This is a genomic window from Corynebacterium tuscaniense, from assembly GCF_008693065.1.
GTDB classification, from domain to species: domain Bacteria; phylum Actinomycetota; class Actinomycetes; order Mycobacteriales; family Mycobacteriaceae; genus Corynebacterium; species Corynebacterium tuscaniense.
The window spans coordinates 1-12993 of record NZ_VXKH01000051.1 but is presented as its reverse complement, the minus strand read 5'-3'; the positions used below and the strand labels follow the sequence as shown (position 1 = coordinate 12993).

Annotated in this window: 13 protein-coding genes; 5 read left to right on the top strand and 8 right to left on the bottom strand. The window is 59.8% G+C overall.

Annotated features, from left to right (window positions below; genetic code table 11):
* Positions 1–891: PHP domain-containing protein (locus tag F4V54_RS08625; RefSeq protein WP_249041269.1), on the bottom strand; the 891-nt coding region annotated here is incomplete at its 3' end.
* Between the two features lie 143 nt (positions 892–1034).
* Between F4V54_RS08625 and F4V54_RS08620 the strand changes: the two genes are divergently transcribed.
* From F4V54_RS08620 to F4V54_RS08610, 3 genes are read left to right on the top strand one after another with little or no spacing between them, the layout of a single operon-like run.
* Positions 1035–1934 (top strand): MetQ/NlpA family ABC transporter substrate-binding protein, encoded by a 900-nt coding sequence (locus F4V54_RS08620; RefSeq protein WP_102723956.1) that lies wholly within the window; start codon positions 1035–1037, stop codon positions 1932–1934.
* A gap of 6 nt (positions 1935–1940) precedes the next feature.
* Complete coding sequence (locus F4V54_RS08615; protein ID WP_150386869.1) at positions 1941–2993, top strand: methionine ABC transporter ATP-binding protein; 1053 nt, start codon at positions 1941–1943, stop codon at positions 2991–2993.
* Positions 2994–3677 (top strand): methionine ABC transporter permease, encoded by a 684-nt coding sequence (locus F4V54_RS08610; RefSeq protein ID WP_034665357.1) that lies wholly within the window; start codon positions 2994–2996, stop codon positions 3675–3677.
* Between the two features lie 101 nt (positions 3678–3778).
* Here F4V54_RS08610 and F4V54_RS08605 read toward each other — a convergent pair whose 3' ends face one another.
* The 3 genes from F4V54_RS08605 to F4V54_RS08595 form a co-directional block, all read right to left on the bottom strand.
* Positions 3779–5212 (bottom strand): APC family permease, encoded by a 1434-nt coding sequence (locus F4V54_RS08605; RefSeq protein WP_249041268.1) that lies wholly within the window; start codon positions 5210–5212, stop codon positions 3779–3781.
* Positions 5213–5247: 35 nt separating this feature from the next.
* Positions 5248–6405 (bottom strand): class II histone deacetylase, encoded by a 1158-nt coding sequence (locus F4V54_RS08600; protein ID WP_150386867.1) that lies wholly within the window; start codon positions 6403–6405, stop codon positions 5248–5250.
* Positions 6406–6614: 209 nt separating this feature from the next.
* Positions 6615–7538: a sucrase ferredoxin gene (locus F4V54_RS08595; protein WP_034665355.1), complete on the bottom strand. Its 924-nt coding sequence runs from the start codon at positions 7536–7538 to the stop codon at positions 6615–6617.
* 119 nt (positions 7539–7657) lie between these two features.
* On the opposite strand from F4V54_RS08595, the gene F4V54_RS08590 reads away from it, so the two are divergent.
* On the top strand, positions 7658–8260 hold the full coding sequence (locus tag F4V54_RS08590; protein WP_034665353.1) for an AMIN-like domain-containing (lipo)protein: 603 nt from the start codon (positions 7658–7660) through the stop codon (positions 8258–8260).
* A 6-nt stretch (positions 8261–8266) separates the two neighbouring features.
* Here the strand turns inward: F4V54_RS08590 and F4V54_RS08585 are convergent, their stop codons facing one another.
* The 4 genes from F4V54_RS08585 to F4V54_RS08570 are packed head-to-tail and all read right to left on the bottom strand — an operon-like array spanning position 8267 to position 12411.
* Positions 8267–9823: a Y-family DNA polymerase gene (locus F4V54_RS08585; RefSeq protein WP_150386866.1), complete on the bottom strand. Its 1557-nt coding sequence runs from the start codon at positions 9821–9823 to the stop codon at positions 8267–8269.
* Positions 9824–10537, bottom strand: coding sequence for a hypothetical protein (locus F4V54_RS08580; protein WP_376997473.1), 714 nt, complete (start codon positions 10535–10537; stop codon positions 9824–9826).
* A gap of 49 nt (positions 10538–10586) precedes the next feature.
* Complete coding sequence (locus F4V54_RS08575; protein WP_102723960.1) at positions 10587–11258, bottom strand: response regulator transcription factor; 672 nt, start codon at positions 11256–11258, stop codon at positions 10587–10589.
* 10 nt (positions 11259–11268) lie between these two features.
* The gene (locus tag F4V54_RS08570) at positions 11269–12411 is read right to left on the bottom strand and encodes an ATP-binding protein (protein ID WP_150386865.1); all 1143 of its coding nucleotides are present in this window, start codon (positions 12409–12411) and stop codon (positions 11269–11271) included.
* A gap of 111 nt (positions 12412–12522) precedes the next feature.
* Between F4V54_RS08570 and F4V54_RS08565 the strand changes: the two genes are divergently transcribed.
* On the top strand, positions 12523–12993 hold a 471-nt coding region (locus F4V54_RS08565; RefSeq protein ID WP_170253136.1), incomplete at its 3' end, for a PspC domain-containing protein.

Genomic DNA, 12993 nt, shown 5'->3' with positions numbered 1-12993 from the left:
CACGGCCTCCGCGATCATCGCCGTGTCGTCGGGCATCATCGCCGCGAGTTGCTCGCCCGAGCGTAACCAGGGCGCGCCCATCGGGTGCAGGTCCGCGGATGCCGCGCTGATTGCTTTTCGACGCCCCAACGCCCTCTTCGCCCCCGCCACCCTTGCCCCGTCCCGGGTGGCGGCACCGGGGGCAGCGGTCAGGATTTCCCGCAGACCAGGCGGGCCGACGGCACGAAGGATGGTATGGCGGTCTGCATCTTCCGGCAGCATCGTGGCCTCATATTCTTTGACCACGTTGGCCACGCCGAAGCATTCCACGAGTTCATCCAGGTGATCTACCCACCGCCAGCCCGCCAACACGATGCAGGTACCAGCGAGTGCTGCCGCCATCTCCGGCAGTGGCGGGTAGTGCACCACCCCTTTCTCGCCTGAGGCCATGTGCGCCCCAGCCATGAGGTGCGACAGGCGCCGGTAGCCTTCCGCCCCGCGAGCAATCACCGGTAGCGGTGCGTGGGGCAGGCTGAGCTCTGCACCAAACACCGTGGGCAGGTCTACCTCCGCGGCTGCTTCGGCGAATTTCACCGCCCCGTAGAAGCCATCGCGGTCCAGCAGGCCAAGGGCACTCAAGCCGAGTTCGTGGGCGCGGGCCACCAACTCCTCTGGCTCACTGGCACCACCAGTGTCACTGAGGAAACTGTAGGTGGATGCGGCGTGGAGTTCTGCGAAGGGAATCGCCCCGCTGCGGCGCCGGCCCGCGGGAGTGGAACGCGAGCCCCGTTCAAACTGTTCAAGCCGGTCAACAGGCACAACGGCAGGCCCGGGGCGGCCGGAGAGGATGCGTTCCAGCTGCGCCCAGGACAATGCTTTGCCACCATTGAATCGCACGCGCCTATCGTACACACATTCGACACCATAAACCGAACGAACGTTTGATTATATTCGCCGGAAAGCAATGAATGAGGCCGGAACTAGACTAAGCGGTACACACGGTGATAGATTTTCCCAGACACTTCAACCCCGACTAAGAAAGTGCAGGACGCGACATGCGCCTCAACCGTGTTATCGCAACCGCAGCAGCTTCCATTCTGGCAGCTACTGGGCTGGTTGCATGCTCCTCTGACTCCACCGACAACGCCGCTCCGAAGGACGATGAGAACCAGGTCGTGCGCATCGGTACGACCGACTCTGATCAGAAAGCTTGGTCTGTTTTCCTTGACAAGGCCAAGGAAGCAGGCATCGACCTGGAACTGGTCCCCTTCACCGAGTACACCCCGGTGAACCCGGCGCTGGCTGAGGGCCAGCTTGACCTGAACAAGTTCCAGCACATCCTGTACCTGGCTCAGTACAAGGCTTCTTCGGGCAAGGATCTGCGCATCATCGGTTCCGCTGAGATCAACACCCTCGGCCTGTTCTGGAAGGACCATGACTCGCTCGACGGCATCGAGGGCGAGAAGGTTGCTATCCCGAACGACCCCTCCAACCAGGGCCGTGCGATCAACGTGCTCGTCCAGGCTGACCTGGTTAAGGTCAAGGAAGGCACTGACCCACTGAACCCGACCCCGGCTGATATTGACAAGGATGCTTCCAAGGTTGAGGTCACCCCGGTTGATGCTTCCCAGACTCCGACTGCCTACAACCAGGGTGACCCGGCGATCATCAACAACAACTGGCTCTCCCGCGCTGGCATCGACGCATCCACTGCTGTCGCAGCCGACGACCCGAACTCTGAGCTGGCTGAGCCGTACATCAACATCTTCGCTGTCCGCGCAGAAGACATTGACAACCCGACCTACGACAAGCTCGTTGAGCTCTGGCAGACCCCTGAGGTCACCGAGGCTCTGAATGAGGACTCCAACGGCACCGCCGTTCAGGTGAAGAAGTCCAAGGATGAGCTGAACAAGATCCTCGACCGCCTCGTCGAAGACGCAAAGAACGAGAAGTAAACCTCTATGTCTCGCACTGGCACCCGGATCGAATTCCGGGACGTAAACAAGGTCTTCCGCTCGAAGAAGGGCACGGATGTTGTCGCTCTTGACAGCGTCAGTCTGACTGTCGAGCCGGGGGAGATCCTGGGCGTGATCGGTTACTCGGGTGCCGGCAAGTCCACTCTGGTCCGCATGATCAACGGGCTGGATACCCCGACATCGGGGCAGATTTTGCTGGATGGAACGGACATTGTGGGTATGCCCGCGAAGCAGATGCGTGCCGCGCGCCGTTCCATTGGCATGATCTTCCAACAGTTCAACCTGTTTAGCTCGCTCAACGCGGCAGGCAATATTGAATACCCACTCAAGATGACTGACATGAGCAGCGCCGAGCGCAAAGCCCGCGTGGCGGAACTGCTCGACTTCGTCGGCCTTTCTGACCGTGGCACGAACTACCCGGAGCAGCTTTCCGGTGGACAAAAGCAAAGGGTGGGCATCGCTCGTGCGCTCGCCACAAGCCCCTCGCTTTTGCTTGCCGACGAAGCCACCTCCGCCCTCGACCCCGAAACCACCCAAGAAGTCCTTGACCTACTGAAGAAGGTCAATGAACAAACCGGCATCACCATCGTGGTTATCACCCACGAAATGGATGTCATCCGCGCCATCGCCGACAAGGTCGCTGTGATGGAAAATGGCAAGGTCGTGGAGCATGGCTCCGTCTACGAAGTCTTCTCCAACCCACAAACGGATGTGTCCAAGAGGTTTGTGGCGACGTCGCTGAGGAACACTCCGTCGAAAAGCGAGGAGCGGGAACTACTCCACTCGGGCGAAGGGCGCCTGTTCACCGTGGACCTCACCGCGAACTCCGGCTTCTTCTCCGCGGCCGCGAAACTGCAGGAAGAAGGCGTGGGCCTCGACGTCGTGCATGGTTCCGTGACCACGCTGCAGGATCACTCCTTCGGCAAAATGACCGTCCGCCTCACCGGCGATAATGCAGCTATCGACGAATTCTTCCACACGATGCAAACCACCACGCACATCCACGAAATCACCGACAGGCAAGGAGATGTGGCCTAAATGATCGAAACACTTCTTGCAGCCGGCGTGGACTGGGATCGCCTCGGCCCCACCTACTGGCAGGCACTACTGGACACGCTGTTCATGGTGACCATCACCATGATTGTCGGCGGGTTCTTCGGCATGATTCTGGGCCTGTTCCTCTACACCACCCGCGTCGGCGGAGTGCTGCAGAGCCGGCCGATTTACTGGGTACTGAACATCCTGGTGAACTTCTTCCGGCCGATCCCGTTCATCATCATGATCGCGATGCTCTACTCCGTCACCCTCGCGGTGGTGGACACGACGATTGGCCGTGAAGCCGCGACCTTTGTCATGTGCGTGACCGCCACGTTTACTGTGGCCCGCATCGTGGAGCAAAACCTCGTGGCAATCGACCCCGGTGTGATCGAAGCGGCCCGCGCGATGGGCGCTGGCCCGTGGCGCATCATCCGCACCGTGATCATCCCGGAGGCTCTCGGCCCACTGATCCTGGGTTACACCTTCATCTTCATCGCGGTGATCGACATGTCCGCGATGGCCGGCTACATCGGTGGCGGCGGCCTGGGTGACTTCGCCATCGTCTACGGCTACCGCGCCTACCAACCGGCAGTGACGTGGGTGGCGGTGATCACCATCGTGATCATCGTGCAGCTCGCCCAGCTGCTGGGGAACTGGCTCTCGGCGAAGGTGATGCGCCGCTAGGGAAAGAAAATATCCGAAGCCACCAATAGCAAAGTGCCGTGAAGCTCATTCACGGCACTTTTCATCATTTTGACCGACAGGACGCGTCAGAGCATATCTTTCTATACTCGCACAGCTTCAAACTTTTCATCTTCAGATACTGTCGGCGACTTTCCCGAGCCAATGTTCTCATATATACGAGGATTATGTTTACGTAGGTACTCACCGCGTGCATACCCTGCAACGCCACAAAGCAGAACAATGCTCGGCACGATAAACACGAGATACCACAAATCATCGCTACCGATCAGCACATTGAAGTTCAATAGAATGAGCACGAACACAACCCCGAAGCCAACAGTTGCTATGACAGGCGCCACAAGCGTGACAAACAAGTTGTACATGTTCTGATTCTTCTTGAAGTAAAGAATCACCGAAATGCTGGTCACAAGGAAAAGGAACACCAAGCCAAAACCGCCCGCCGCGCTCAGCCACGAGAACAAAATATCCGCTGGGAAGCCCTTACTGTAACCAATCAGTGCCTGGATCAGGCTGAATCCAAGAACAACTGCCGTTACAAAACCCGACAGCGCCAGAGACGCATTTACTGGTGCCCCTTTACTGGATACCCCGCCAAGTCGTTTCCAAATGACCTGCTCGCGCCCCAACGCCATCAAGTATCGAGCAATCGTGTTATGGAATGAAGTCACCGCAGCGAAAAGCGACGTAGCAAGCAGCGTTCGAATCAGCGGAACAACCCCTTCCAAACCGTGTGCTGCGAGAAAGTTAAAGAAGAGATCTGCGCCCTGCTCTTGAGAGGCGCTGACAATACTGCTCTCTCCCGCGCTCTGGGCAATACTCCAAGAAGAAAACGCGTAGAAGGCAGAGATAACACCGATCGCGATCAGCGTTGCCCGTGGAATCGTTGTCTTTGGCTTGTGGGTTTCCTCCGAGTACATCGCTGTACTCTCAATCCCCATAAATCCGGCGATGGTGAACGCTAGCGCTGTACCTGTTCCGGCCCCCAAGAGTGCTTGTGGCATAAGTGTGGTGACGCCGATATCGTCTGCTGGATTCCTCAGCGCCACAACACAAAATATCGATACTGCTAGAAATTCCAGAGTCAACAAAATACCGAGTAACTTGGATGTCGTATCCGCGGAATTCACTCCAAGCACAGCGACCAGTGCGATCGCCCCCATCGTGCACAACCACCACGGTACTTCCACCCCCACACTGCCGAGCAGACTATTGACGGTGAAACCGAATAAACTGTAAAGCGCCACCTGCATGGCCAGATATGAAACTAGGGCCAACCAGGATGCTGCCAACCCGTGACTTCGTCCTAGGCCTGCTGATACATATGAGAAAAATGCTGCAGTATTGGGAATTTCTTTCGCCATCGCACAAAAGCCAACCGCGAAAAGAGCAACGAGCACACCACAAATCAGGTAGCCGAGAGGGACACCTGACATCCCTGAAGTCGCGTACGCTGCAGTCGCGCCTGCCGACACAACAGTCAATGGGGCAGCCGCTGCAACAACAAGAAAGACCACATTGTGAGTCTTCAAAAGGTTCTTATTTGACCCACTCATCCGACTTTCCCACCGCTCTCATCCGACGAAAAGTGCGCATCATGTGCCGATTGAATCGCGGCCTGCTGCTCAGCCGTAATCTCCGTACGAATCTGCCCCTCGACGATGGCAGCATACCCGTCACTGAAACCTGAATCAGCCCCGACTAATTCTTCCATCGTCGCAAGGCCACAGAATGGCACGTAATACTGGCAATACCCACCTTCCTGCACAAAAACGAGACGCCCATCGCACACCTTGTTTGCGGTCTCAATCATCAACGCAGTCATACGCTTGAAACCCGAGGTAGTAACCATCATTCTGCCGAGCGGATCCTGCATTGCAGCATCATATCCACAGCTCACAAGAATCAATTCAGGCTGAAATTGCTCAAGTGCAGGGCGAACCAGATTTTCCACCACATGTTCATACACGATGTTGCCAGATCCGGGTGGCAGCGGAATGTTGAAATTATGGCCGAGACCTTCACCACCACCCCGTTCATCGACAAATCCTGAATCGACCGGAAAGTTACGATCTTGATGGATAGAGATGGTCAACACACTCGGGTCTGTCCACCAGATGTCCTGCGACCCATTGCCGTGATGAACATCCCAATCCACGATTGCGACCCGTTCCAAACCCCACTTTTCCTTAGCGTGAGCCACCGCGATCGATGCGTTGTTGAACAAACAGAAGCCTAAACTTCGATCACGCTCAGCATGGTGTCCCGGGGGATTGATCAGCGCGTACGCACAATCAGTATCTCCGCTCAAAACAGATTCCATAGCGACGATCGCTCCACCAGCCGATAAACGAGCAATGTCAATCGCGTTGTGCCCGAAAGGTGATCCTCCATCTCCGCAATCGCCACCTTTCGGAAGCTGAGACTGCAGCTCCATATTTTTGAGGTGCTCGGCAGAGTGTGCACGCAGAATTTCCTCATCTGTTGCGGGACGAGCTCGCAAATCAACGATTTGATCACGAAGCCTCGAAACCTGGATGAGTTCATGCAGTCGTTTTTTAGGCTCCGGCGCCGAGTAGTGACGGTTTACGGGCTGCAAGCCCTTGCGTGGATCTGACGGTTCATCTCCCCCGGTTCCGGTGTCATGCCAAAAGAACAACGTATCGCAAAGGTACCCAACCTTACGGGTTGCCCCATCGTGCTTTTCCATGTGCATACTCCTCTCATGATCAGCAAAAATGAACGTCCTTCATTTTTGTCTGGAAACACACAATACAAGCAAATTGAGAGCTGCGACACAGTTTTAGGGAAAGTTTTCATGCATTCCCCAGAGGGACATGACAGCGTCCCCTACTCCCCCGCCGATGTGCAGTCCGCCACCGACCACGTTGTGGACTCTGTGGGCGACACGCTGCTTTGTTACCTCTGAAATTCCTCGACGTGCTCCAGCGAATCCACCCGCCAGTAGCGCCCCTGCTTCGGCTCATCGCCACACGAGGAAATCACGCCGGAGACAGCGTGGGTGGAGAGGGTGACGTGGTAGGTGTGACCTGTGGATTCGTCGATAAGCACGATGCTCGCATGGTCCTCACTGACATCTTCTGATGCGACGGAGAACTGCCCGTAGGACACATCCTTGCCCTCGCGCTGAAGGTGCGCGGCAACCGCAACTTCCGCGGCCTGCGCGGGCGGCGACATCAAGCCGCTCCCACGGTTGCCGGGCACAAAGTACTGCGCACGCATTGCCGCAGCCAACATGGCCTCCGTCGCCTCCAGGTTCATGCGACCGAAACTGTAACCCCACGGCAATAGCAGCAGCGCCGGCGCGAAACGGTGCCCCTTCACGTGCGAGGTCTCCCACACCACATCACCCGTGCGCTTGAACGGGTAACGGCGCTCCAGTTCCGCCACCAGCGGACGCCCCTTCACCGCGCAGCAACGGTCACGCTTCGCGTGCGTGCACACCAGAAGCAGCGGATTGATGCGCGCTTGACCGCCGTTGAGCCCCGGGCCCGACAAATCAAGGTCCAGGATCGCTTCCGGACCATCAACGTGCAGCACCTCAGTCAACCCAATGTCGGAAAACACCAGGTACAGGTGGTGCGATTCAATCACTCGCCCTTCACGCGTTGGGTGGCGGATGAGCTGGAGTGCCGCATCATACTTCTTCAGATGCGCTTTGAGCTTCGCGGTGAGCTCCGCACCGAAAGTGTCACCGTCCAGGACGTCGTGGCTCCATGGGCCCGGCTCTTCGAAGAGGACGTACACCCTGGCCTGTTTTGCCGTCCCGGGAAGCGGCTCCACCTCAACGTCGGAGCACAAAGTGAAGGAATCGGCAGGCATGGCACTAAGGGTAACCTATCTTCGCCGTGAGCTGTAGTGTGTACAACAGTTTGATCTCAATCTGCGGATTGGGGCGATTTTATTTTTGTGTTTTCACGGTTGTTATTAGGGTTGTTCGCATGACTGCACCGAGGCTCGCATGCGCCACTGCTTTATGCACGGTTGCTTTTGTGCTCGCCGGGTGCACGCTTGACGACGCCTCCGGTACCCAACAGGGCAACATCGTCGCCGGCACTGGTGGCGCAGTAACCACCATGTCTCCAGAAGAACGCGAGCCGTTGGGGCCGGTGAATCCTTCCCCTAAGACCACTCGCCCTACAGCGCCTGCTCGCCTCGCGGTGACTGATATGGACGTGAAAAGTCATGGTGATTTTGACCGCGTGACCATCACGTTGAGCGGCGACGGCGAGCCCGGCTGGTTCGCCGACTATGTTTCCTCCCCCGTGGAGGGGTCCACCGGGCAACCGTTGAAGGTGAAGGGCTCGGCGTTCCTCAACGTCTCGATTGATGGCACCGTGTTCCCTTCCGATGTTGGCGCTGAGACCTCCGCCCCTGAACGCGTCAGCGGTGGCGCCGGCACATCCGGCACGGTAGCTGAGGTGGTCAACGCCGGTACGTCTGCGGGCCGTACCCAGGTCGTGGTGGGCTTGAACTCCCGAAGCCCATACGGTGTGGTGACGCTGCACAATCCCACGCGCATCATTATCGACGCCACGCGGTAGGTACGCCTAGGTATACATCGCCTCGATCCGCCACTGCTGCTGCGACCACATAAGGAGCCAGCCCACCGGTTTCTGATCGTGCGGTGTACATCCCACCACTTGGAGGCGCGCGACTTTGTGAGGTGCGCCTTCCCACCATCCGGCGTCCACAGGCCATGGTCCCGCCCAGCCCGTAATGAGGTATTTGTTGTCACCCCAGCTCAAGGCATAGGGCGGGGCGGTGAGCAGCGCCTCTGCGGTCACGCCGATGGGGGTGGCCTGCGCGTCAATCATTTTTACTCGTGAGGCTGGGTGGTTGAGCCCACCACCGATACGCGCCGGTAGTGGCTGCGGGATCGCCCCGGGCCAGGTGGCGGCGGCGTTGCTGTTCTCAGGACCATGCTCCCCAAAGGGCACGAGGGCAACACGTTCCACCACGCCGCGCCCGCCGACGAGTCGTGGCTGCACCACCGCATCAATCCCGAGTTGCGATTGCACGCGCTCCGCTACCCGACGCACCTGATCATCTCCCGCAGTAGGACCATGCCCCCACAATTGTCCTGCCGAATCTGGCTGCGCCACCTCTAGCGGTTCAAGGATCAGGGAGGTGATCGCCCCTGCCCCGCCATGCGTCAACCAACCATCGAGTTGCCAGCGCACTCGGTCCGCCGTGGCGTCTTCCGTCAAGGCGGACCGAGTGCGCCAGGTCCGTTCCACGATCTGCCCGCCATCCACTTCCGCTCTCACTTTGAGGCGGAGGCAGTTCAGACCAGCATTCGCAAGACGTTCATGCAGGCTCGCTGCCAATGCGCGGGCGGCGAAGGCAGCGGCATCAACACGTTCGATCGGGTCTTCCGGGGTCACCGATACGCTTAAGTCCACCGACGGAATCTCCGGCGCCACTCGCCGATCCGACGCCGCACACGCAATGCGATGACAATGCAGCCCCGCCCGCCCAAAACGCGTGGACACGGCAGTAGAGGGCAGCGCGGCGAGCTCCCCCAGCGTGCTCACCCCCAGCTGCCCCAAAGCGGCGACGGTGTCTGCGTCCACCCCCAGACTCGTCTCCGCAACCAACATCCGCAGAGGCACCCTAGACAGAAAGGCCGCCGACTCACCCGATGGGACCACCGCCGAGACACGGGCAGCGATGACGGCAGTGGCGATCTCGTCGGCCACGCCGGTGAGGGGGTCGATGCCGGGGCGGGAGGCGGCGTCGATAAGCATTTCGGTCGCTTTTTCCTCGCTCCCGTGGAAGGTGCCCGCGGCGGCGATATCCACGACGACAAGCCCTGGACGCAGAACCTCCACGGAGGCGGCAACATCATCAAAACTCGCGGCGAGCGCAGCAAACATGCGACCATCCCGGTCCGGATTATCCCCCACGACCGTCACATCCGGGCACACGGACTGCGCATGGCGCACCTTCATCCCACGCCGAACACCCAGCTTGCGCGCCTCATGCGAGACCACCTTGATGCGATGATGCGCACCGATCGCAAGCGGCTCCGCCAGCTCATCCCCCGCATCGAGCCGCGCCGCCTGGATCGGCCAATCCGGAAACCACACGGCCGCCACACGCATCTACCGCACCACCCGCAAAGCAGGAGCCGGCACTTCACCCACCGTGACCACCGCTGATGTCGGGCGCGTGTTCTTCTGTGTGACCCGCACCCGCACATCCATCCCCACGATCCGTCCGGTACCGCGACCAATGCCGTGAAAGCCCACCACCTCCCCTGTCAATGCAAGGGCCGGAGACGGCACCGTCGCCCCCACGAGTATGAGCGCGGCATGACCCTTACGCAGCTTCCCCAGCAGCGGCCGGGCTTGCACCGGTGACAGTTCCAACGTGGCCGGGGAACGAAAAACCACCAGGTCAAGACCTTCCACCAGCACCCCGGCCACCCCCAGTGGATCTGCGCCAGGGTCCGGCACCGCAATAATGCGCTCCAGGCTCGCTACCGGCAGTGCGGCGTAGGACAGCTCCGACCACCCCACCACGCCCGCGTGCCCACCGGCGGACGTAACGTGGCGTAGCATCTCCACCACCAGCCCAGGTGTATCGCTCACGTGTGTGACTGCGCGACGTGAGAGACCGCCACCAGGCAGGACGGCGCCCAGAGGCCCGTCGATAGGAAGAAGGCCAACACCCTGGACAACACTTCCCTCTCGTGCACCCCCTCCCATCTGCGAAATCTGGGCGCGAAGCTGCGCGATTTGTTCCGCGCGCGAGGAAGCAAGCGGCATGGCAGCCAGATCAACCTTGCGAACACTTGTTCCACTCACGCGGATCATTATGCTCCGCGTCAACAATCCGGTCAATCCCCCTGGTCGAAAATGCTTTCTAATCCAGCGAGTGGCGCGACGCCCAACGCGTCAGCTGGTAGCGGTTCGATGTTTGCGTCTTGCGCAGCACATTCGACGCGTGCGTTTCCACCGTCTTCACAGAGATAAAGAGCTCCGCCGCAATCTCCTTATACGTGTAGCCACGCGCCAACAACCGCAGCACTTCAAGTTCCCGGCGCGTGAGCTTATCCGCAATCTCCCCCTCCCCCACCTTCTCTGGCTCCCCAACCGGATCCTCCACGACCCCAGCCGAAGCAAAAGCATCAAGAACAAACCCGGCAAGACGCGGCGAGAAGTAGGCATCCCCACCATGCACCTGCACCACGGCTTCGGCGAGCTCCGGGCCGTCGATGTTCTTGGTCACGTACCCTCGGGCACCCGCGCGGATAAGTGCTATCACATCTTCTGCCGCGTCGGACACAGACAGCGCCAGATACTGCGGGCCCGGCGCCTGCGTGATCACGGCGAGGCCACCACCATCGGGCATGTGCACGTCCAGGAGGACAACGTCAGGCTTCGTCTCCGCGATCCCGGCGACAGCTTCGGCTACGGTGCCGGCGTCGCCGACGACCTCAATCGCCGCAGCGCCAGTAGCGCTAGCCAGCTCGGCGCGGACGCCGGAGCGGAAGACGGAGTGATCGTCGACAAGAAAAACGCGGACTGGCTGCATGATCTCGACCTTACAGCGACAACGTGAGTGTCACTTCTGTTCCTTCACCCGGCGCGGTTTTCACCACCGCGGTGCCGCCAGCGCCCTCCATACGGCCAGTGATGGAATCGCGGATGCCGTGCCGGTCTTCCGGAATAGCATCAAGGTCAAACCCGGTTCCGCGATCGCGAACGAACACGCTGAGCTCACCCGCAAGGTGCTCCACGTACACGTCGATGGCGGTCGCACCCGAATGTTTCGCCGCGTTGACCATCGCCTCCCGGGCGGCCAGGACGACGGGTTCCACGCCAGCATTCATCTCTAGATCTTCCCCAACGGTGACCGGACGGATGCGCACGTTAAACATGTCGTCGACGTCAGACGCCGCGGCATTAAGGGCAGAAAAGAGGCTCGCGGGAGCCGAAGGGGAGCCATAAAGCCAGGCCCGCAACTCACGCTCCTGACCACGTGCAAGACGCGCAACCTCCTCCGCATCACCCGCGCGCTTCTGAATGAGCGCGAGCGTCTGCAGCACCGAATCATGCAGATGAGCAGCAATAACAGCGTGCTGGTCCGCCACCGCTTTCTCCTCACGTTCCTGCACGAGTGAGCGGAACAGCCGCACAATCAGCGGCACCACCAGAATGCCTACACCGGATACTGAGGCCAGCACCGCCAAAATCACACCGGTGATACCGCCACGGTCCCCCATCAGCGCGATGACCACCACTCCGACCATGACCAACGCCGCGCCACAAACCAACAGCACAACAGACCCCGTGGTACGCATGTCACGGTCATAGGCCTGCCAGGCCAACACCGCACCGAGAGCCACCAGAGCAATCACGATGAAAAGCCAGCCACCACCGCCCGCCGAAAGCGCCCACAGCGCAAACGCCCCCACGATCATGAGTGCATGAGCAGCACCACCGACGCGGTAGCGGTCAATCACTGGCTGCTGCGGCACACCTACCGGGCTGAACACCCACAGCGCCGCATACAGCAAAATCCCCATCCCTCCGAGGAAGGACGTGAGGGTGAGGGCGAGGCGGACCCAGGTGACGTCGATACGCACATGCGCGGACAACCCCGCCGCGACCCCGGCAACAACCCGGCCTTGCTCCACGCGCACAAAACGCGGGTAAGCACGGGTCTCCTCGTTGGAATTGGACATGCGCTTATCTTCGCATGCTTATTCGCGGCGCGAATCAGGGTAAACCCTGAAATCCAAAAACCAGGGTCATTCCCGATACCGCTACGCACCCCTGCCTTTCATACTGGAACCATGAACGAGACGCTGAAAGAAATGTGGGACACCCGCCCTCCCCGCATCCCCTCCAAGCAGGGCGGAAACGCAGTTATCGCCGGTATCTGCGAAGGCATCGCGGTGCGTTACCGTATCGACGCTTTGCTCATCCGCGTGGCGTTTGTGGCCTTGTCTTTCGTGTTTGGTGTTGGCCTATTCACCTACATCCTGTGCGGATTCCTCATGCCACGCTTTGGCATGTCCTCCTGCCCCGCGCAGGTGATCTCGCGGCCGAAGGAAGAACTGACGGACGCGGAGCGCGAAGACCGCACCACTGGCTGGGGCCTTCTGGTGCTACTCATTATCTTCTTCCCCACCTTGTCCGTGGCCACTGACGGCGAACTCGTGTTCTCTTCCCTTGGTGGGTTGGCTCTCGCGGCGGTGGCCTGGTGGGCGCTGCACCAGCGCACGCCGGTTCCGCCGGAAGGGCTCGTGGTGCCGCCGGCTGAG